This is a genomic window from Pseudomonas frederiksbergensis (genome assembly GCF_003732275.1).
GTDB classification, from domain to species: domain Bacteria; phylum Pseudomonadota; class Gammaproteobacteria; order Pseudomonadales; family Pseudomonadaceae; genus Aquipseudomonas; species Aquipseudomonas frederiksbergensis_H.
This window is the reverse complement of record NZ_MOBM01000007.1, coordinates 42,872-60,963: the sequence shown is the minus strand read 5'-3', so window position 1 is coordinate 60,963 and position 18,092 is coordinate 42,872. Positions and strand designations below refer to the sequence as shown.

Annotated in this window: 24 protein-coding genes; 6 read left to right on the top strand and 18 right to left on the bottom strand. The window is 60.1% G+C overall.

What is annotated here, in order from left to right; all coding sequences use genetic code 11:
- Nucleotides 1-213: 213 nt before the first annotated feature.
- A complete protein-coding gene (gene mtgA, locus BK662_RS06050; RefSeq protein ID WP_123357330.1) occupies nt 214-936 on the bottom strand; it encodes a monofunctional biosynthetic peptidoglycan transglycosylase in 723 nt (240 codons plus the stop codon).
- A 74-nt stretch (nt 937-1,010) separates the two neighbouring features.
- Between mtgA and BK662_RS06045 the strand changes: the two genes are divergently transcribed.
- From BK662_RS06045 to trmB, 4 genes are all read left to right on the top strand, one after another.
- A complete protein-coding gene (locus tag BK662_RS06045) occupies nt 1,011-1,382 on the top strand; it encodes a DUF423 domain-containing protein (RefSeq protein WP_038980963.1) in 372 nt (123 codons plus the stop codon).
- A 90-nt stretch (nt 1,383-1,472) separates the two neighbouring features.
- On the top strand, nt 1,473-1,673 hold the full coding sequence (gene thiS / locus BK662_RS06040) for a sulfur carrier protein ThiS (protein WP_007897898.1): 201 nt from the start codon (nt 1,473-1,475) through the stop codon (nt 1,671-1,673).
- Between the two features lie 63 nt (nt 1,674-1,736).
- The gene (locus BK662_RS06035) at nt 1,737-2,531 is read left to right on the top strand and encodes a thiazole synthase (RefSeq protein ID WP_052964984.1); all 795 of its coding nucleotides are present in this window, start codon (nt 1,737-1,739) and stop codon (nt 2,529-2,531) included.
- 9 nt (nt 2,532-2,540) lie between these two features.
- Nucleotides 2,541-3,266 (top strand): tRNA (guanosine(46)-N7)-methyltransferase TrmB, encoded by a 726-nt coding sequence (gene trmB, locus BK662_RS06030; protein WP_007945510.1) that lies wholly within the window; start codon nt 2,541-2,543, stop codon nt 3,264-3,266.
- A gap of 132 nt (nt 3,267-3,398) precedes the next feature.
- Here the strand turns inward: trmB and BK662_RS06025 are convergent, their stop codons facing one another.
- The 10 genes from BK662_RS06025 to BK662_RS05980 form a co-directional block, all read right to left on the bottom strand.
- On the bottom strand, nt 3,399-3,722 hold the full coding sequence (locus BK662_RS06025; protein WP_007897907.1) for a DUF3392 domain-containing protein: 324 nt from the start codon (nt 3,720-3,722) through the stop codon (nt 3,399-3,401).
- 9 nt (nt 3,723-3,731) lie between these two features.
- Nucleotides 3,732-4,937 (bottom strand): radical SAM family heme chaperone HemW, encoded by a 1,206-nt coding sequence (gene hemW / locus BK662_RS06020; RefSeq protein WP_123357329.1) that lies wholly within the window; start codon nt 4,935-4,937, stop codon nt 3,732-3,734.
- The gene (rdgB, locus tag BK662_RS06015; protein ID WP_048396340.1) at nt 4,934-5,530 is read right to left on the bottom strand and encodes an RdgB/HAM1 family non-canonical purine NTP pyrophosphatase; all 597 of its coding nucleotides are present in this window, start codon (nt 5,528-5,530) and stop codon (nt 4,934-4,936) included. Before rdgB ends, hemW begins: the two co-directional genes overlap by 4 nt.
- Nucleotides 5,527-5,961: a DUF4426 domain-containing protein gene (locus tag BK662_RS06010; RefSeq protein WP_123357328.1), complete on the bottom strand. Its 435-nt coding sequence runs from the start codon at nt 5,959-5,961 to the stop codon at nt 5,527-5,529. The genes rdgB and BK662_RS06010 overlap by 4 nt, the downstream gene beginning before the upstream one ends.
- Nucleotides 5,962-5,987: 26 nt before the next feature.
- Nucleotides 5,988-6,608, bottom strand: a complete 621-nt coding sequence (gene metW / locus BK662_RS06005; RefSeq protein WP_007939351.1) for a methionine biosynthesis protein MetW — start codon at nt 6,606-6,608, stop codon at nt 5,988-5,990.
- Nucleotides 6,609-6,615: 7 nt separating this feature from the next.
- Nucleotides 6,616-7,755, bottom strand: coding sequence for a homoserine O-succinyltransferase MetX (gene metX, locus BK662_RS06000; RefSeq protein ID WP_123357327.1), 1,140 nt, complete (start codon nt 7,753-7,755; stop codon nt 6,616-6,618).
- Nucleotides 7,756-8,029: 274 nt separating this feature from the next.
- A complete protein-coding gene (locus BK662_RS05995) occupies nt 8,030-8,323 on the bottom strand; it encodes a DUF167 domain-containing protein (protein ID WP_123357326.1) in 294 nt (97 codons plus the stop codon).
- A complete protein-coding gene (locus tag BK662_RS05990; protein WP_123357325.1) occupies nt 8,323-8,910 on the bottom strand; it encodes a YggT family protein in 588 nt (195 codons plus the stop codon). Before BK662_RS05990 ends, BK662_RS05995 begins: the two co-directional genes overlap by 1 nt.
- 24 nt (nt 8,911-8,934) lie before the next feature.
- Nucleotides 8,935-9,753, bottom strand: coding sequence for a pyrroline-5-carboxylate reductase (gene proC, locus BK662_RS05985; protein WP_123357324.1), 819 nt, complete (start codon nt 9,751-9,753; stop codon nt 8,935-8,937).
- Nucleotides 9,754-9,789: 36 nt separating this feature from the next.
- Nucleotides 9,790-10,488, bottom strand: coding sequence for a YggS family pyridoxal phosphate-dependent enzyme (locus tag BK662_RS05980; RefSeq protein WP_123357323.1), 699 nt, complete (start codon nt 10,486-10,488; stop codon nt 9,790-9,792).
- A gap of 57 nt (nt 10,489-10,545) precedes the next feature.
- Here BK662_RS05980 and BK662_RS05975 point away from each other — a divergent pair, with 57 nt between their 5' ends.
- Nucleotides 10,546-11,580, top strand: a complete 1,035-nt coding sequence (locus tag BK662_RS05975) for a type IV pilus twitching motility protein PilT (RefSeq protein WP_007897938.1) — start codon at nt 10,546-10,548, stop codon at nt 11,578-11,580.
- Nucleotides 11,581-11,695: 115 nt separating this feature from the next.
- On the opposite strand, the gene BK662_RS05970 is transcribed toward BK662_RS05975, so the two are convergent.
- Nucleotides 11,696-12,316 carry a C40 family peptidase gene (locus tag BK662_RS05970; protein WP_123357322.1) on the bottom strand — a complete coding sequence of 207 codons (621 nt, stop codon included), beginning with the start codon at nt 12,314-12,316 and terminating at the stop codon, nt 11,696-11,698.
- 250 nt (nt 12,317-12,566) lie between these two features.
- Here BK662_RS05970 and BK662_RS05965 point away from each other — a divergent pair, with 250 nt between their 5' ends.
- Nucleotides 12,567-12,998, top strand: a complete 432-nt coding sequence (locus BK662_RS05965; RefSeq protein WP_123357321.1) for an NINE protein — start codon at nt 12,567-12,569, stop codon at nt 12,996-12,998.
- A 97-nt stretch (nt 12,999-13,095) separates the two neighbouring features.
- On the opposite strand, the gene BK662_RS05955 is transcribed toward BK662_RS05965, so the two are convergent.
- From BK662_RS05955 to BK662_RS05930, 6 genes are all read right to left on the bottom strand, one after another.
- The gene (locus BK662_RS05955) at nt 13,096-14,367 is read right to left on the bottom strand and encodes a dihydroorotase (RefSeq protein ID WP_008007433.1); all 1,272 of its coding nucleotides are present in this window, start codon (nt 14,365-14,367) and stop codon (nt 13,096-13,098) included.
- Complete coding sequence (locus BK662_RS05950; RefSeq protein ID WP_123357320.1) at nt 14,364-15,368, bottom strand: aspartate carbamoyltransferase catalytic subunit; 1,005 nt, start codon at nt 15,366-15,368, stop codon at nt 14,364-14,366. Before BK662_RS05950 ends, BK662_RS05955 begins: the two co-directional genes overlap by 4 nt.
- A 27-nt stretch (nt 15,369-15,395) precedes the next feature.
- Nucleotides 15,396-15,899: a bifunctional pyr operon transcriptional regulator/uracil phosphoribosyltransferase PyrR gene (pyrR, locus tag BK662_RS05945; RefSeq protein ID WP_007897945.1), complete on the bottom strand. Its 504-nt coding sequence runs from the start codon at nt 15,897-15,899 to the stop codon at nt 15,396-15,398.
- A gap of 99 nt (nt 15,900-15,998) precedes the next feature.
- Complete coding sequence (gene ruvX / locus BK662_RS05940) at nt 15,999-16,436, bottom strand: Holliday junction resolvase RuvX (RefSeq protein ID WP_007897947.1); 438 nt, start codon at nt 16,434-16,436, stop codon at nt 15,999-16,001.
- Nucleotides 16,436-17,008, bottom strand: a complete 573-nt coding sequence (locus tag BK662_RS05935) for a YqgE/AlgH family protein (protein ID WP_123357319.1) — start codon at nt 17,006-17,008, stop codon at nt 16,436-16,438. Before BK662_RS05935 ends, ruvX begins: the two co-directional genes overlap by 1 nt.
- Before the next feature lie 135 nt (nt 17,009-17,143).
- A complete protein-coding gene (locus BK662_RS05930) occupies nt 17,144-18,043 on the bottom strand; it encodes an energy transducer TonB (RefSeq protein WP_123357318.1) in 900 nt (299 codons plus the stop codon).
- Nucleotides 18,044-18,092 lie beyond the last annotated feature (49 nt).

Sequence of the window (18,092 nt, the reverse complement as noted above, 5' to 3'; positions counted from 1 at the left end):
CCCGGTTTCCAGTGGATCGTAAGGCTGCTCCACTTAAGTGAACAGCATTACGATCATTGATCGGGGCGTTTCTGTTGGTGCCCAATATTCCTGCTTCACCACAAAACCAATGTGGGAGCGGGCTTGCTCGCGAAAGCGGTGTATCAGTCACATCAAAGCTGAATGACACATCGCTTTCGCGAGCAAGCCCGCCCCCACAGGGGATCTTTAGCGTTACTTAGACCAAGGCGCCCGGCGCGAGTCATTGAGCCCGAGCAGATAACTGTCCCCGCCCAACTGACTCATCTGCTGGCGAATCCACCCGGCGCGTCTTGCAACGTAAGAGGTTGGATGGCTGGCGCTCCACACTCGCGGGTTTGGCAGTACTGCGGCCAGCAAACTCGCCTGCTGTCGGGATATCGAACGAGCGCCCACGCCAAAGTGATGCCGGGCCGCCGCTTCGGCGCCAAACACGCCTTCATCCCACTCGACGCTATTGAGGTACACCTCAAGAATCCGCTGCTTGGGCCAGAACACCTCGATCAGCCCGGTAAACCAGACCTCCAGGCCTTTGCGCAGCCAACTGCGGCCAGACCACAGAAACAGGTTCTTCGACACTTGCTGGCTCAGGGTGCTGGCGCCGCGAATCGAGCCGCCGCGCTCGTTATGCGCAAATGCCGCCTGAATCGCGCCGATATCAAAGCCCCAATGCTCGGGAAACTTCTGATCTTCACCGGCAATCACCGCGACTTTCAGGTCGTCGGAGATTTCATCCCAGGGTTTCCAGGTGCGTTGCACGTCGATGGGTTCGCCGTCGAACCAGGATTCGATCTTACGCTCGACCATCAGTGCCGTTCCCGGTGGCGGCACCACCCGGAACAGCAACACCAGCAATACGCTACCGCCCGCGAACCAGAGCAGGGCCTTCGTGAAACGACGGAAAATTAAACGCAGCATAGAGATGGCTTGGCCGAACCCGTTGAGCCGGCCATTATACAGACCCTGTTGATCGAGTCTGACTGGAGTTCTTCATGTTGCGTGGCTTCCTGATGCTGGCTGCTTTTTTCGGCTTCACCGGTGTTGCCTTGGGCGCATTCGCCGCCCATGGCCTGAAAAGCCGCCTGAGCGCTGAGTACCTGGCGATTTTCCATACGGGTGTCACCTATCAACTGGTGCATACCCTGGCGTTGCTGGGTGTAGCGCTGCTCGCCACGCAGATTCCCGGTCGACTGATTACCTGGGCCGGCGCATCATTTGCTATCGGCATTCTGTTGTTTTCCGGCAGCCTGTACCTGCTGACGATAACGGGCATCAGCAAGCTCGGGATCGTTACGCCCTTCGGTGGCCTGGCGTTCCTGGTCGGCTGGGTTTGCCTGGGGCTTGCCGCTTGGCGGTTGAGCTGACCACGCGGTCCATTTCATGACGAATGGCTTGGGTCGGCCTGACTGATCGGGCTAGAATGCCAGCCCCTAAAAATGATGGCGGCATTCGGTATGCGCATTCAATTGAACGGCGAATCCCTTGAACTGCCCGACGGTGAAACCGTTGCGGCCCTGCTGACCCGTCTGGAACTGACCGGGCGCCGGGTGGCGGTCGAGCTCAATCTGGATATCGTCCCGCGCAGCCAGCACGCAGAAACCACGCTGAACGACGGCGATTCCGTCGAAGTGGTGCATGCCATCGGCGGCGGCTAGCCCTCCGGCCCGAGCGGCCACAGAATTATTCTGCAAGAACCTCACCCCTACAGAGGATTTCCCATGAGCATCGTTCGTAGCGACAAGCCCTTCGTCCTGGCCGGTCGTACTTACCAGTCGCGTTTGCTGGTAGGCACCGGCAAGTACCGTGACATGGAAGAAACCCGCCTGGCCATCGAAGCCTCGGGCGCCGAGATCGTGACCGTGGCCGTGCGCCGGACCAACATCGGCCAGAACCCGGGCGAACCGAACCTGCTGGATATCCTGCCGCCGGATCGCTACACCATCCTGCCGAACACTGCCGGTTGCTACGACGCCATCGAAGCCGTGCGCACTTGCCGCCTGGCCCGTGAGCTGCTCGACGGCCACAACCTGGTGAAGCTGGAAGTGCTGGCGGATCAGAAAACCCTGTTCCCCAACGTGATCGAAACCCTCAAGGCCGCCGAAGTGCTGGTCAAGGAAGGCTTCGACGTGATGGTGTACACCAGCGATGACCCGATCATTGCCCGTCAACTGGCGGAAATCGGCTGCATCGCGGTCATGCCGCTGGCCGGGTTGATTGGTACAGGCCTGGGGATCTGCAACCCGTACAACCTGCAGATTATCCTCGAAGAAGCGAAAATTCCGGTGCTGGTGGATGCCGGTGTCGGTACTGCTTCCGACGCCACCATCGCCATGGAGCTGGGCTGTGAAGCGGTGCTGATGAACTCGGCCATCGCCAACGCCCAGCAGCCGATCATGATGGCCGAAGCCATGAAACACGCCATCGTGGCGGGCCGTCTGGCCTACCTCGCCGGCCGCATGCCGAAAAAACTCTATGCCAGCGCCTCCTCGCCGCTGGATGGTCTGATCAAGTAAGAGCCATTGATGACTGAATCAAACGACACGCCTATCCAGACGGAAGAAGGCGAAGAGCGCCAACACCGCCGCATCAAGAGTTTCGTGATGCGCGCCGGGCGCATGACTGAAGGCCAGCAAAAAGGTCTGGAGCAGGGCACGCCACTGTTCGTGCTGCCGCTGGCCGATGCGCCGGTGGACTTCGATCAGGTGTTCGGCCGTTCGGCACCGCGCTCGCTGGAAATCGGTTTCGGCATGGGCCATTCGCTGCTGGAAATGGCCGCGGCCTCGCCGGAGCAGGACTTCATTGGCGTTGAGGTTCACCGTCCGGGTGTCGGCGCGCTGCTCAATGGCGTGCTGACTCAGGGCCTGACCAACCTGCGTGTCTATGATTGCGATGCGATCGAAGTGCTCAACCGTTGCATCGCCGACAATAGCCTTGATCGCCTGATGCTGTTTTTCCCGGACCCGTGGCACAAGAGCCGTCACCACAAACGTCGTATCGTGCAGGCGTCATTCGCTGAGCTGGTGCGCAGCAAGTTGAAGGTCGGCGGTGTGTTGCACATGGCCACCGACTGGGAACCGTACGCCGAGTACATGCTGGAAGTGATGAACGTCGCGCCGGGCTATCGCAACCTCGCCGAAGACGGCAAATGCGTCCCGCGCCCGACCGAACGCCCGATCACCAAGTTCGAACGCCGCGGCGAACGTCTTGGGCACGGCGTGTGGGATCTGAAGTTCGAAAAACAGTCCTAAGCTACAACGCTGTAAAAACTGTGGGAGCGAGCCTGCTCGCGATGGCGTCATAACATTCAACATCTTCGTTGACTGTCAGACCGCTATCGCGAGCAGGCTCGCTCCCACAGTTGTTTTCGGTTGTAACTGAAATCAGCGGCGATCAGCTACGACGCCAATCAACACCAGCACCACCAACAGCACCGGTGCCAGGCTGTAGTTATTGAACTGGCTCAGGCCTTTGATGATCCATGGCGTGGCATAGATCAGCGCCACGCCGCTGCCGACCATGCACAGCAGGGCCATCAGCGGGACGCGCAAGGCGCCGGCGATGCTGCCCAGGCGTTGGTCGACCCAGCCCTTGATGTCGGCGCCAAACAGCACCAGCAAGCAGCCCACCAGCGCCAGAGAGATTTCCGACAGGTTGCTACGGCTCCAGCGGGACACGGTGGCGAGCAGGTCGAGTACCAGATCCATTCGGTTTCCTTATGTCAGAAAATTCTGCAGCAAGTCATTGAGAAAGAGTTGTCCGCGCAGCGTGGCCGCCAGACGTGACGGTTCGACCTGCAACAAGCCACTTTGTTCGGCCTCGCGACGGCCTTCGGCGAGGCTTTCCAGGGGCAGCCCGGTGCGCTCTGGATACAATCGCGCTTCGACGCCCTCGGTCAGGCGCAAGGCGTTCATCAGGAACTCGAACGGCAGCTCTTCGTTGGTCAGGGCTTTCTCGCCGGCCTGAAAGCTTTTGGCCGGGTTGAGGTAGTCCTTCGGCAGGCGGGTCTTCCAGGTGCGCACGATGCGCCCGTCCGGATGGCTGAGCTTGCCGTGGGCGCCAGCGCCGATGCCGATGAAGTCGCCGAAACTCCAGTAATTGAGGTTATGCCGTGCCGGACGACCGGGCAGGGCATAGGCCGAGACTTCGTATTGCGCGTAACCGTGTTCGGCCAACAGTGCCTGACCGGCCTCCTGAATATCCCACAGGGTGTCGTCTTCCGGCAGTGTCGGCGGCTGATTCCAGAACACCGTGTTCGGTTCCAGCGTCAGCTGATACCAGGACAGGTGCGTTGGCTTCAGGGCAATGGCCTGGCGCAGGTCGCTCAGGGCGTCGTCCAGGGACTGATCGGGCAAACCATGCATCAGGTCCAGATTGAAGTTGTCGAAGCCGGCCTGACGGGCCATGCCGGCGGCACGCACGGCTTCATCGCCGTTGTGAATCCGCCCCAAGGCCTTGAGTTTCTCTTCCTGAAAGCTCTGGATGCCGATCGACAGGCGATTGATGCCCAGCGCCCGGTAGGCGCGGAATTTCTCCTGCTCAAACGTTCCGGGGTTGGCTTCCAGGGTGATTTCAATGTCGCTGGCAAACGGGATTCGTTGCTCGACGCCCTTGAGCAAACGGCCCAGAGCCTCGGCGCTGAACAGGCTCGGCGTGCCGCCACCGAAGAAGATCGAACTCAGCTCGCGGCCATAAACCGCATGCAGGTCTTGATCGAGGTCGTCCAGCAAGGCGTCGACATATTCTTCTTCCGGCAGCACGGGGCTGGCGGTGTGGGAGTTGAAGTCGCAATAAGGGCATTTGCGTACACACCACGGGATGTGGATGTACAACGCCAGGGGCGGCAACACGGGCAGGGCCGCTCGAGGCGATTGTGCGGCGCCGCCGAAGATCAGCGGCGACGCGGACGAGTCATGGGTCATTTCAGGCCCAGACGCTGGCGCAGCAGATCCATTGCACGGGCGCGGTGGCTGATGAGGTTCTTATCACTCGGACTCAGTTCGGCGCTGGAGCATTCGCGCTCCGGCACCCAGAACAGCGGATCGTAGCCAAAACCGTGCTCACCGCTGGCCTGGGTCAGGATGCGCCCATGCCACAGGCCTTCGCAGAGGATCGGCAACGGATCGTCGGCATGACGCACCAGCGCCAGCACACAGACAAACTGCGCACCGCGCTCGGCTTCGGGCACGTCTTTCAAGACGTCGAGCAGTTTGGCGTTGTTCGCCGCATCGCCTTTACCGTCAGCGTAGCGGGCCGAATAGATACCCGGCGCACCGCCAAGGAAATCCACTGCCAGCCCCGAATCATCGGCCAAGGCCGGCAGACCGGAAATGCGCGACGCATTGCGGGCCTTGAGAATGGCGTTCTCGACGAACGACAGGCCGGTTTCTTCAGGCTCGACGCTGCTGAACTCGCCGATCGAGCGCAAATGCACCGATTCGCCGAGCATGGCCTGGAGTTCCTTGAGTTTGCCGGCGTTATGGCTGGCCAGTACGAGTTGCGTGAAATTCATCATTGGCCAGGGAAAAGCTCTTGTTGAAAACTGATGGTGTTGGTTTTGTCGCCGGTCTGCACCTTGATGTCGAAGGTGCGGATTTCCTGCTGATCCACCGGGAACTGGGCGATGTAGTATACCGCGCCTGTTTCAGTGATCTGTTTGAACTTCAGCGGGATGCTTTGGCTGGTCAGGTCTTTGACCGTGCCGCTGACCTGAGCTGTCTGTGGTTTACCTTCCTTCAGTATCGAGATGTTGATCACGCCCTGATTCTTGCTGCGGGTCAGCTCGGCCGCTTTGGCGATCTCCGGCGTCAGAAAGGTAGAGTTGAAGGTGTTGTAGTGTACCGTCACATCGCCAAAGGTTTCCTTGCGCTCGCCCTTGATAACGTCGGCGGCCATGGTGGTAATGCTCAGGCAGGCAGTAAGTAAAAACAGCGCTAGACGACCCATGATCGTTCTCCTCGAAGTGTCGTGATTCAGACCGCGACCTTGTGGTCCGGCAGACCGGGGCTGCTGACGCGATAGATGCCGATCTCACCTAACAGATTAGGCCATAGCTTACTGGCCCACCCATGCCGATGCTGTTGATCCACGGCAAGCCGATCAATGACCTTGGCTTCACGTTCGCGACACAGCGCTTCAAAGTCTTCGAAAGTACAAAAGTGGATGTTCGGCGTGTTGTACCAGGTGTACGGCAGAAACTCCGAAACCGGCATCCGGCCCTTGCTCGCCAGGTACCAGCGGCAACGCCAGTGACCGAAGTTGGGGAAGGTGATGATGCACTGGCGACCGACCCGCAGCATTTCGTCGAGGATCTTGTCCGGGTAATGCACAGCTTGCAGGGCCTGAGTCATGACCACGATGTCGAAGCTGTTGCTGGCGAAGTTGCCCAGGCCCTTGTCCAGATCCTGCTCGATGACGTTGATGCCTTTGGCCACGCACTCGGCAATGTTGTCCGGGTCGTTTTCCAGGCCATAGCCGGTGACCTGTTTGTGGTCGCGCAGCCAGGTCAGCAACTCGCCGTCACCGCAACCGAGGTCGAGCACGCGGCTGCCGGCGGGGATCCATTCCTGGATGATTTCCAGATCGGCTCTCATGTCTTCCTCAAAGCGCTATACGGTTCATGTAATTGCTGAAGGCCTGCAAATAACGCGGGATCGGAATCAGGAAGGCATCGTGGCCTTGCGGAGCGTCGATCTCCAGGTAGCAGACGTCTTTCCTGGCCGCCATCAGCGCATCCACCAGTTCCCGTGAGCGGGCAGGGGAGAAGCGCCAGTCGGTGGTGAAGGACATCACGCAGAACCTGGCCTGGGCATTGGCGAAGGTTTTCGCCAGGTCATTGTCGAAGTTCGCCGCCGGGTCGAAGTAGTCCAGCGCCTTGGTCATCAGCAGGTAGGTGTTGGCGTCGAAACGTCCGGAAAATTCCTCGCCCTGATAACGCAGGTAGCTTTCGACCTGGAACTCGACGCTGTGGAAGTCGTAGTTGAGCTTTTCGCTCTTCAGGCCGCGACCGAATTTCTCGCCCATGGAGTCGTCGGACAAGTACGTGATGTGCCCGACCATCCGCGCCAGCATCAGCCCGCGCTTGGGGATCACACCCGCTTCCTGGAACGAGCCGCCGTGGAACTCCGGGTCGGTGAGGATCGCCTGACGTGCGACTTCGTTGAATGCGATGTTCTGCGCCGACAGTTTCGGTGCCGAGGCGATGGCCAGGCAGTGCCGCACGCGGTCCGGGTAGGTGATGGTCCACTGCAAGGCCTGCATGCCGCCGAGGCTGCCGCCAATCACCGCCGCCCATTGGCGGATGCCGAGCAAGTCGGCGAGACGTGCCTGGCTGTGGACCCAGTCTTCCACGGTCAGTACCGGGAAATCGGCGCCGAATGGCTTGCCGGTTTCCGGATTGATGCTGCTGGGGCCGGTGGAGCCGTTGCAGCCACCGAGATTATTCAGGCTGACCACGAAGAACTTGTTGGTGTCGATCGGCTTGCCGGGGCCGATGCAGCTGTCCCACCAACCGGGTTTGCGGTCATCGGGGCTGTGGAAGCCGGCAGCGTGATGGTGACCGGACAAGGCGTGGCAGATCAGCACGGCGTTGCTCGCCGTAGCGTTCAGCGTGCCGTAGGTTTCATAGATCAGGTCATAAGCGGGCAGCGAACGTCCGCAGGCCAAGGCCAGGGGGTCACTGAAGTGCGCCACTTGCGGCGTCACCAGACCAACAGAATCGGGGGGGAAGGCAGCTGACATCGACCCTGCTCTCATTGAAATGAGGCGTAAGTCTAAAGACCGCTGTGGCTAGCGGCAAGCAAAGGCCGGGCCTGATTTTTTCCCGATGTACCTGTGGCGAGGGAGCTTGCTCCCGTTGGGGCGCGAAGCGGCCCCGTAGGAGCTGTCGAGTGCAACGAGGCTGCGATCTTTCCCCTACCAATTGAGTTCAAAGCGAAAGATCAAAAGATCGCAGCCTTCGGCAGCTCCTACAGGGCGCAGCCCAGCGGGGATAAATCCCCTCGCCACATTGAGGTCAGACCGGGCGCACCAGATCCGGCAAATCCGGCAGCTTCTTCGGCGAACAGATCCGCACCCGCTTCTGCCGGTTCAGCTCCCCGCTGATCAAACTCACCTGACTCTTGGAAACCCCGAACGCCTTGGCCAGAAACGCCATCAGATACGCATTGGCCTTGCCTTCAACCGGCGGTGCGGTCAGGCGGATCTTCAGGCGATCGCCATGCAGCCCGCAGAAATCATCGCTGCGGGCCGCAGGTTGCAGGTGACATTCCAGAATCAGGTCATCACCGTCCCAGCGAAAGTAGCTCATCAGATCAGGCCGAACAGTTCCTTCGGCATGAGGGCGTAGTACGCGAGACGTGGAATCAGCCAGCTTTGCAGCAACTGCAGCGCGATAAACGCGAAGATCGGCGAGATGTCGAGGCCGCCCAGGTTCGGTACGATCCGGCGGAACGGCGCGAGTACCGGTTCAGTGATCTGCTGGACCAGTTCTGCACCCGGGTTGTGGCTGCCCGGAGCAACCCAGGACAGAATCACACTGATGATCATCGCCCAGAACAGGATCTTCAAAAACAGCGCGAAGATACCAATCAATGCCCACGGCGCCAGAAACAGCACGTCGACCTGGTAGCCGCTGAGCAGCAGGATGACCGCGTACAGCGCCATTTGCACGATCAGCGCCAGCACCAGCGATGACATGTCCAGCCCGAACATGCTCGGGATAACCCGACGCAGTGGCTTGAGCAGCGGTTGAGTGGCTTTCACGGCGAACTGGCAGAGCGGGTTGTAGAAGTTCGCCCGCACCAGTTGCAGGATGAAGCGCAGCAGCACGATCAGCAGATACAGGCTGCACAGGGTTTGGATCACAAAAATGGCAGCGTCATTGAGTCCGAGCATCATTGATTCCTTTGTAAGAGCTGATTAGCGGCCGAGTTGCTCAGCCATCTCGGCCGAGCGGTGCGCAGCGGCGCCGAGTGCTTTTTCTACCAGGGCTTCGAAGCCGCCGGCCTGGAACGACTTGATCGCCGCTTCGGTGGTGCCCGCAGGCGACGTCACGCGACGACGCAATTCAGCCGCGTCGACATCGCTTGCGACTGCCATGTGTGCAGCACCCAAAGCGGTTTGCACGGTCAGTTGCGCGGCGATGTCCGCTGGCAGGCCGAGCTTCACGCCCGCGGCGGTCATGGCTTCGATCAGCAGGAAGAAATACGCAGGGCCCGAGCCGGAAACGGCCGTGACCGCGTCCAGTTGCTGTTCTTCGTCCAGCCACAGGGCAATGCCAACCGCCGACAGCAGCTCTTCAGCTTGCTGGCGTTGTTCGGCGCTCACTTCGCTGGTGGCGAATAAACCGCTTACGCCCTGACGCAGCAGCGCCGGGGTGTTAGGCATGCAGCGCACGATAGGCTGGGCGCCAAGCCAGTTGTTCATGCTGGCGCAGGTGATGCCGGCCGCAATCGAAACCACCAATTGATTCGGCTTGAGGCTTGGGCGAATGGCTTCGCAAACGGTTTTCATCGCCTGCGGTTTGACCGCCAGCACGATCACGTCCACGCCCTGAATGGCTTCGGCGTTGTCGGCAAACACTTCGATGCCGTGTTCGGCGCTCACGCGGGCACGGGTTTCTTCACCCGGATCGCTGGCGCGGATTTGCGCGGCGTCCAGACCTTTGGCGCGCAGGCCGCCGATCAGGCTGGCGGCCATGTTGCCGGCTCCGATAAAGGCAATACGAGTCTTGCTCATGTCAGGTCCTTATAGAGAGAGGTGAGTCGGCCATGTTCAAGGCCGGCTATGCATTTGTGGAGAGCCACGGGCGCCAAACAGGGCCGTACCGATACGAACCCAAGTGGCGCCCATAGCAATGGCCGACTCAAGATCGTGGCTCATGCCCATGGAAAGTGTGTCGAGTGGCAGATTCAGGCTGGTTTGCAGGCTCTGTACGGCAGCAAAGGCTGCATCCTGGGCGGCGCGATCTTCAGTCGGCTCGGGAATCGTCATCAACCCACGCAATTTCAAGCGCGGCAGAGCGCTGATGGCATTGGCCAGGGCGGGCAGGTCGGCCGGGGTGCAGCCGGACTTGCTGGCTTCACCACTGACGTTGACCTGGATGCAGATGTTCAGTGGAGGCAAATCGGCAGGGCGTTGTTCGGACAGGCGTTGTGCGATTTTCAAGCGATCCACGGAATGCACCCAGTCGAAATGCTCGGCGATAGCGCGAGTCTTGTTCGATTGAATGGGGCCGATGAAGTGCCAGATCAAGGACAGGTCGGCCAATTCGAGCTGTTTGCTCAGGGCTTCCTGCAAGTAGTTCTCGCCAAAATCGCGCAGGCCGGCGGCATACGCTTCCCGCAGGGCTTCGGCGGGCTTGGTCTTGCTAACGGCCAGCAGCTGGATGCTGCCTTGGTCGCGATGGGCTGCTTCGGTCGCAGCCTGGATACGCGAACTAACCTGAAGGATGTTGTCTGCTATCGTGGACATTCAAGAGGCGCCAGCGGGTCTGAGGTTCGCGGCATTCTACTGGAATTGAGGAGCGCTATGGATATCACTGAGCTGCTGGCTTTCAGCGCCAAACAAGGCGCGTCTGACCTGCACCTGTCCGCCGGCCTGCCACCGATGATCCGTGTCGACGGCGATGTGCGACGCATCAACCTGCCGGCCTTGGACCACAAGGAGGTGCATGAGCTGATCTACGACATCATGAACGACCTCCAGCGGGTGGACTTCGAGAAGCATCTTGAAACCGACTTTTCCTTCGAAGTGCCCGGCGTGGCGCGTTTTCGGGTCAATGCCTTCAACCAGAATCGTGGTGCTGGCGCGGTATTCCGGACCATCCCGTCCAAGGTCCTGAGCATGGACGACTTGGGCATGGGGGAAGTGTTTCGCAAGATTACCGAAGCGCCCCGGGGCCTGGTGCTGGTGACCGGCCCGACCGGTTCCGGCAAGTCCACCACACTGGCGGCGATGATCGATTACCTGAACAACCATCGCCATCACCACATCCTCACCATCGAAGACCCGATCGAGTTCGTCCACGAATCGCGCAAATGCCTGATCAATCAGCGCGAAGTCCATCGCGATACCCGCAGCTTCGCCACGGCGCTGCGCTCAGCCCTGCGCGAAGACCCGGACGTGATTCTGGTAGGGGAAATGCGTGATCTGGAGACTATTCGGCTGGCTTTGACTGCCGCCGAGACCGGTCACTTGGTGTTTGGCACGCTGCACACCACATCGGCGGCGAAAACCATCGACCGGGTGGTGGACGTGTTTCCGGGCGACGAGAAATCGATGGTGCGTTCAATGCTCTCCGAGTCGTTGCTGGCGGTGGTGTCGCAGACATTGATCAAGAAAATCGGCGGCGGGCGAATTGCCGCCCACGAAATCATGCTGGGCACTTCGGCGATCCGTAACCTGATCCGCGAAGACAAGGTGGCGCAGATGTACTCGTCGATTCAGACCGGTGGGTCGTTGGGGATGCAGACACTGGATATGTGCCTGAAGGAGCTGGTGACCAAGGGCGTGATCAGCCGCGAACATGCGCGGGAGAAGGCGCGTTCGCCGGATAATTTCTGAGAATGGTGTCGTCTGAAAATAAAAGATCGCAGCCTTCGGCAGCTCCTACACAGGAATATGCATTTCCATGTAGGAGCTGCCGAAGGCTGCGATCTTTTGATCTTGCTTTAAAAAATCAGCGCTGAACAACCCGCAATGCGTTCTGTTCTTTCGGCAGAACCCGTTTGGCAACCACGTAGTGGCTTTCCCAGTACGGTTTATTCAGGGTGTCGATGGTCACCGACTTGCCACGGCGCGGTGCGTGGATGAAGCGGTCGTTGCCCAGGTAGATGGCAACATGATTGACCCGACGGCTCTTGATGTTGAAGAAAATCAGGTCGCCTGGCTTCAGATCGTTGCGATCGACCTTCTCGCCATGACCGCTGGCCATGGCATTGGAGGTACGGGGCAGGTCAAACGTGGCGTCGTTGAACGCGTATTTCACCAGACCGCTGCAATCGAACCCTTTACTTGGGCTGCTGCCACCCCAACGATAAGGCGTACCGAGCACGTTTACCGCGCGGCTCAATACGTTACTGCTTTCCTTGGTCGCCATCGGCGGGACCAGCTTGCTGTTTACGCTGCTCAGTTGGCTGGAGCGTTTTACGGTCTGTTTGTTTTTGCTCGAAGGAGCAGAAACATGGGATTTTGGAGTGTAACCATTAACGTTAGGAAGACGTTGCTCACGATTGGTGGCGTGGGCGGCCAGTGGCAATAATAGGCAAATGGTTAGCCATGTCTTGAAAAATGGACGCATTAGGCAAGGCTCATATGGGTGAACGCGCAACTTTATAACAGCTTTTTTGGCCCTTCCGACTCCGTTGGTCGATTCAAGCCGGGGGGCGCGGAACTAAAAAGCGGCAAAATTGACGTGAGTTGTCTGACAAAAGTCAGGCATTACAAGGCTTTGACAGAAGTGAAGGTAGCATTTGCCGTATGTCGGGCACCTGTAAAAAAGTCACAAAGAATTCAAGAATATTTCTCTATCGTGTGAGTCGAGGTCATCCATGAACACCTATCAACACCCCGTTTCAGAGCAAGACACACACAGCAAAGTGATTGGTTACCTGTTGTGGATTTTCGGTTTTACCGGTGCTCACCGCTTCTATTACGGAAAACCGGTGACCGGGACGATCTGGTTTTTCACCTTCGGTTTGCTGGGTATCGGCTGGCTGATCGACGTGTTTCTGATCCCTGCCATGGATCGTGAAGCGGACCTGCGCTTTACCGCCGGCCCCATCGAATACAACATTGCGTGGATTCTGCTGACGTTTCTCGGGGTTTTCGGCGTACACCGGATGTATCAGGGGAAGTGGATCAGCGGGTTGCTGTACCTGGTGACGGGCGGGTTGTTCTTTCTGGGGGTGTTGTATGACTTCTGGACGTTGAATGACCAAGTGTCGATTCGCAACGCACAGAATAGAGGCGCCTTCCAGTAAGTTGTGGCGAGGGAGCTTGCTCCCGCTGGGTCGCGAAGCGACCCCAAAACAGGTCTGCTGCGCAGCCCGGCGGGAGCAAGCTCCCTCGCCACAGGTCTTAAGCCTGGTGACTGATCCGTCCATCCACCAACGTGTAACGCACCACACCCGGCAAGCTGTGACCAATGAACGGGCAGTTTTCGCCTTTAGATAGCCAGGTCTCACCGGCCACGGTCGAAGCTGCCGGATCGAATAGCACGATATCCGCTGGGCCGCCTACCGCCAATTTTCCTGCTGGTAAACGCAACGCTTCGGCAGGACCAGCGCCCAAGCGTGCGAGCAGCGTCGGCAAGTCGAGCAAACCGTCTTCCACCAAGGTCATCGCCAGCGGCAGCAGCAGTTCAACACTGCTGATGCCCGGTTCGGTGGCACCGAACGGCGCCAGTTTGGCATCGCGTTCATGGGGCTGGTGATGGCTGGAGATGGCTGACACCACCCCCGACTTCACCGCTGCTCGCAGGCCGTCGCGATCCGCACGGGTGCGCAGCGGCGGCTGGACGTGATAGAGGCTGCTGAAGTCGATCAGCGCTTCGTCGGTGAGGATCAGTTGATACAACGCCACGTCCGCCGTGACCTTCAGGCCACGGGCCTGGGCTTGGGCGATCAGCGCCACACCGCGGGCGCTGGTGAGCTGGCTGAAGTGCGCACGCACGCCGCTTTGCTCGACCAGCAGCAGATCCCGGGCCAGGGCCACGGTTTCGGCGGTTTCCGGAATGCCTGGCAAACCAAGGAAACTCGCAGTCGGGCCTTCGTGAGCCAAGCCACCTTCGGCCAGATCATGGTCCTGCGAATTGAAAATCACCGTCAGGTCGAACGTCGCCGCATATTCCAGCGCCCGGCACAGGGTGCGGGTGTTGCGGAAACTCTCCAGACCGTTGCCGAAGGCCACGCAGCCGGCATCGCGCAAGGCGACCAGTTCGGCCAGCTGTTCGCCATCCAGGCCTTTGCTCAGGGCGCCGATGGGGAAGACTTTGGTGTTGCCCGCCTCGCGAGCGCGGTCGAGGATCAGTTCGGCCACGGCCGAGGTGTCCAGCACCGGTTTGGTTTTCGGCGGGCAGCACAGGCTGGTCACGCCACCGGCCGCGGCGGCGCGGGTTTCGCTGGCGATCGAGCCTTTGCGGCTGTAACCCGGCTCCCGCAGGGCAACGTTCAGGTCAACCAGGCCCGGAGCCGCCACCAGGCCCTTGGCGTCGATGGTGTCTACTGCAACGAAACCCGCTGGAGCGGCGCCGAGGGCGACGATCTTGCAGGCTTCAACGTGGATATCAGTCACTTGATCCAGGCCGCTGGCCGGATCGATAACGCGTGCGCCGAGAATGCTGAGCTTCACTGGGCGTTCTCCTGCTCGAATTGGCGCTGGGCAGTTTGCCCGCTCATGGCCATGGACAGCACAGCCATACGAATCGCAATGCCGTAGGTCACCTGATTGAGGATCACCGAGTGCGGACCGTCGGCCACCGCCGACTCAATTTCCACCCCACGGTTGATCGGCCCCGGGTGCATGACGATGCAATCCGGTTTGGCCCCGGCCAGGCGCGCGGTGGTCAGGCCGAACAGGCGGTAGAACTCGCCTTCGCTCGGCAGCAGGCCGCCAGTCATGCGTTCACGCTGCAGGCGCAGCATGATCACCACGTCGACGTCTTTCAGGCCTTCGGTCATGTTGGTGTAGACCTTCACGCCGTACTGCTCGATGCCGATCGGCAGCAGGGTTTTCGGCGCGATCACGCGGATGTCCGGGCAGCCGAGGGTTTTCAGGGCCAGCATGTTCGAGCGCGCTACCCGCGAGTGCAGGATGTCGCCGACGATGGCCACCGAAAGGTTTTCGAAGCCGCCCTTGTGCCGACGAATCGTGAGCATGTCGAGCATGCCCTGGGTCGGGTGGGCGTGACGGCCGTCGCCGCCGTTGATGATCGCCACTTGCGGGCAGACATGCTCGGCGATGAAGTGCGCCGCGCCGGAATCACCGTGACGCACGACGAACATGTCGGCGGCCATGGCTTCCAGGTTGCGCAGGGTGTCGAGCAGGGTTTCGCCCTTGCTCGCCGACGACGTCGACACGTTCAGGGTGATCACGTCGGCCGACAGCCGCTGGGCCGCCAGTTCAAAGGTGGTGCGGGTGCGGGTGGAGTTCTCGAAGAACACGTTGCACACGGTCTTGCCGCGCAGCAACGGGACTTTCTTCACCGCCCGGGCGCCCACTTCGAGGAACGAGTCGGCGGTGTCGAGGATTTCCGTCAGCAACTCGCGGCGCAAACCGTCGAGCGAGAGGAAGTGGCGCAGCTGGCCCTGATCATTGAGCTGCAGCGGGCGCTTGGTTTCTAGAGGCGTCATCGCGAGGGGGACTCTCAATAGGGCGAATTAAAGGGCGAGGTCTTGAAGTTCGAGCTTGAGTTCCGGGCCGGACAGTTTCACTCGTTCGTGGGCCGCCAGCGACAGGGTCGCGCCAACCACGTTCGGGCGGATCGGCAATTCACCGGCGTCCAGGTCCAGCAGGCATACCAGCGTCACGCTGGCCGGACGACCGTAGTCGAAGAGTTCGTTCATCGCGGCGCGGATGGTCCGACCGCTCATCAGCACGTCATCGATCAGCACCAGGTGCTGGCCTTCGATCTCGAACGGCAGCGCCGATGGGCGTACTTGTGGGTGCAGGCCGTTCTGGCTGAAATCGTCGCGGTAGAACGAAACATCCAGGGTGCCCAGGGGCGAATCACTGCCCAGTTCATCGAGCAATGCCTGCGCGACCCAGACGCCACCGGTCCGAATGCCGATGTAACGCGGTTCGCTGATGCCACGGTTTTCCAGATAAGCCTTGAGACGGATCGCCATCTGGCTGATCAGTTCGGCGGGATTGGGCAGGCTCATGGTTTGCTCCTTCTTTGTCCCGAGCCGAATGCTGCTTGAGGGGTGGCTCGGGTTGTCGCTAAGGGAGACGCCGCAGCGGCTCTTCAGAATTAGGTGCGGTCAGGATTCGAACAGTGCGGTGTTTTCGTCGAGCCAGCCTTGCAGCAGCAGCGCGGCGGCGATGGCATCGACCGGGTTGTCGCGGTAGCTGCCTTTCTGGCCGCCACGGACCAGGCGTTCGCCCTTGGCCTCGAAGGTGGTCAGGCGCTCGTCATGCGTATAGAAGGGCAGGTTGTAGCGGCCGTTCAGGCGTCGGGCGAACTTCTCGGCCCGCAGGCACATGTCGCTCGGCGTGCCATCCATGTTCAGCGGCAGACCGACCACTACGGCGTCGGGTTTCCACTCTTTAATCAGGGCTTCGACCTGATTCCAGTCAGGAATGCCGTTTTGCGCCTTCAAGGTGCATAGCTCGCGGGCCTGGCCGGTAATCACCTGGCCGACCGCAACGCCGATCTGTTTGGTGCCGTAGTCGAAACCCAAAATCAACCGCAGGGCCATCAGGCGTGCCCCGCCTGGCTGGTGAGCAGGCTGAGATTAACGCCCAGGTGTTTGGCCGCCGCTTCAAGACGTAATTCGCTGCTGGTGTTGAACAGGATGTCGGCATCGAACGGGCAGGTCAGCCAGGCGTTGTCGGCCAGTTCGGCTTCCAATTGCCCGGCTTCCCAACCGGCGTAGCCGAGGGTGATCAGACTTTTCGCGGGGCCGACGCCGTCGGCGATGGCGAACAGCACGTCCTGGGAGGTCGACAGGGACAACTCGCCTTCCAGATCAACGGTCGCCTGAAAAGATTTACCCGATGGGTGCAGGACAAAACCGCGATCGGTTTGCACCGGGCCACCCATAAAGATCGGCACATGCTGGCAGAGCAACGGCGGTTCGATATCGGGGCGCAATTGCTCGAGGATATCGGCCAGGTTCAGGTCCTGCGGGCGGTTGACCACCAGCCCCATGGCACCATTGGCCGTGTGCTCGACGATGTAGGTCAAGGTGTGCGCAAAGTTCGGGTCGGCCATGTGAGGCATGGCGATCAGGAAGTGATGCTTGAGGTAGCTGGGGCTGACGTTCTTCATGAGCGCTAGTGTGGCGTTGGAGGGGCGAACTGACAAGCCGAAGCAAGTCAAAAGATCGCAGCCTTCGGCAGCTCCTACATTGGAATGTGTACATCTGTAGGAGCTGCCGAAGGCTGCGATCTTTTGATCTTCCGGTTAATTACTGAACAACCGGTCCCCGCGCGCAAACTTCCAGGTGCGGATGATTTCCAGACGGTCGATGTCCGACAGATCCCCGGTAAACGGTGCAAACGGCGCCGCAAGCCTTACGATGCGCTGCGCCGCCTGGTCCAGCAGCGGCTGGCCGGACGATTCCAGCACCAGCACTTCATACAGCGAGCCGTCGCGGTTGATCGAGACCATCAATCGCAAATTACCGTAAATCTGTTTGCGCCGGGCTTCGTCGGGGTAGTTGAGGTTGCCGATGCGCTCGACCTTCTTGCGCCATTCATCTTTGTACCAGGCGCCTTTGTCGCGCATGGTCGACGCAGCGCTCAAGCGGTGAATGCGCGGGCGCTTGGCGTACAGCTGTTGTTCGTTGGCCAGTTCCGCTTCCAGGCTGGCGATGTCGCTGGACAACTGTGAGCTGTCGAACGTCGGTGCCGCCACTTGGGGTTTGGTCAGGGGCTTGGGTTCTTCAGTCTTGGTTGCTGCTTTTTTCGGCTTCGGCGCGACGGTGGTCACAGACGCCTTGGGCGCGGCTTCCTGCACTTGAGGCTGGGCCGCCGGCGGTGGGGTGACTTTCTGTACCTTGTTGTCCTGGAATGGCGCGACCTCGGTGGTCTTGGGAATCGCCTTTTTCTCCAGGGTGCCGCTGCCTTCCTGATTTTCCTGGGCGAGAAAGTCAGCTTTCTCAGGCTTCTTTTCGCTTTTGAAAGTGGCGAGGGTGATTTCCAGGGTTTTGCTGATTTGCTGGGGTTCGACCATGGAGAACCCGACGCCCAACAGCAAGGCCAGGTGAATCAGCGCCGCGAGAAACAGCGTGAAACCGAGGCGATCAGCCGGACGCACGCCACGGTGGGCGAGTTCAGGGGGCAGATCGGACGGGAGTGTCATAACAAGAAAACCAACATCGCGTTTTTTACAAGCCGGGGATGATAACGCA

Excerpts from the sequence above, each read along its gene's own strand:
- mtgA (WP_123357330.1), bottom strand. The coding sequence starts at position 936 with ATGCTGCGTTTAATTTTCCGTCGTTTCACGAAGGCCCTGCTCTGGTTC.
- BK662_RS06045 (WP_038980963.1), top strand. The coding sequence starts at position 1,011 with ATGTTGCGTGGCTTCCTGATGCTGGCTGCTTTTTTCGGCTTCACCGGT.
- thiS (WP_007897898.1), top strand. The coding sequence starts at position 1,473 with ATGCGCATTCAATTGAACGGCGAATCCCTTGAACTGCCCGACGGTGAA.
- BK662_RS06035 (WP_052964984.1), top strand. The coding sequence starts at position 1,737 with ATGAGCATCGTTCGTAGCGACAAGCCCTTCGTCCTGGCCGGTCGTACT.
- trmB (WP_007945510.1), top strand. The coding sequence starts at position 2,541 with ATGACTGAATCAAACGACACGCCTATCCAGACGGAAGAAGGCGAAGAG.
- BK662_RS06025 (WP_007897907.1), bottom strand. The coding sequence starts at position 3,722 with ATGGATCTGGTACTCGACCTGCTCGCCACCGTGTCCCGCTGGAGCCGT.
- hemW (WP_123357329.1), bottom strand. The coding sequence starts at position 4,937 with ATGACCCATGACTCGTCCGCGTCGCCGCTGATCTTCGGCGGCGCCGCA.
- rdgB (WP_048396340.1), bottom strand. The coding sequence starts at position 5,530 with ATGATGAATTTCACGCAACTCGTACTGGCCAGCCATAACGCCGGCAAA.
- BK662_RS06010 (WP_123357328.1), bottom strand. The coding sequence starts at position 5,961 with ATGGGTCGTCTAGCGCTGTTTTTACTTACTGCCTGCCTGAGCATTACC.
- metW (WP_007939351.1), bottom strand. The coding sequence starts at position 6,608 with ATGAGAGCCGATCTGGAAATCATCCAGGAATGGATCCCCGCCGGCAGC.
- metX (WP_123357327.1), bottom strand. The coding sequence starts at position 7,755 with ATGTCAGCTGCCTTCCCCCCCGATTCTGTTGGTCTGGTGACGCCGCAA.
- BK662_RS05995 (WP_123357326.1), bottom strand. The coding sequence starts at position 8,323 with ATGAGCTACTTTCGCTGGGACGGTGATGACCTGATTCTGGAATGTCAC.
- BK662_RS05990 (WP_123357325.1), bottom strand. The coding sequence starts at position 8,910 with ATGCTCGGACTCAATGACGCTGCCATTTTTGTGATCCAAACCCTGTGC.
- proC (WP_123357324.1), bottom strand. The coding sequence starts at position 9,753 with ATGAGCAAGACTCGTATTGCCTTTATCGGAGCCGGCAACATGGCCGCC.
- BK662_RS05980 (WP_123357323.1), bottom strand. The coding sequence starts at position 10,488 with ATGTCCACGATAGCAGACAACATCCTTCAGGTTAGTTCGCGTATCCAG.
- BK662_RS05975 (WP_007897938.1), top strand. The coding sequence starts at position 10,546 with ATGGATATCACTGAGCTGCTGGCTTTCAGCGCCAAACAAGGCGCGTCT.
- BK662_RS05970 (WP_123357322.1), bottom strand. The coding sequence starts at position 12,316 with ATGCGTCCATTTTTCAAGACATGGCTAACCATTTGCCTATTATTGCCA.
- BK662_RS05965 (WP_123357321.1), top strand. The coding sequence starts at position 12,567 with ATGAACACCTATCAACACCCCGTTTCAGAGCAAGACACACACAGCAAA.
- BK662_RS05950 (WP_123357320.1), bottom strand. The coding sequence starts at position 15,368 with ATGACGCCTCTAGAAACCAAGCGCCCGCTGCAGCTCAATGATCAGGGC.
- pyrR (WP_007897945.1), bottom strand. The coding sequence starts at position 15,899 with ATGAGCCTGCCCAATCCCGCCGAACTGATCAGCCAGATGGCGATCCGT.
- ruvX (WP_007897947.1), bottom strand. The coding sequence starts at position 16,436 with ATGGCCCTGCGGTTGATTTTGGGTTTCGACTACGGCACCAAACAGATC.
- BK662_RS05935 (WP_123357319.1), bottom strand. The coding sequence starts at position 17,008 with ATGAAGAACGTCAGCCCCAGCTACCTCAAGCATCACTTCCTGATCGCC.
- BK662_RS05930 (WP_123357318.1), bottom strand. The coding sequence starts at position 18,043 with ATGACACTCCCGTCCGATCTGCCCCCTGAACTCGCCCACCGTGGCGTG.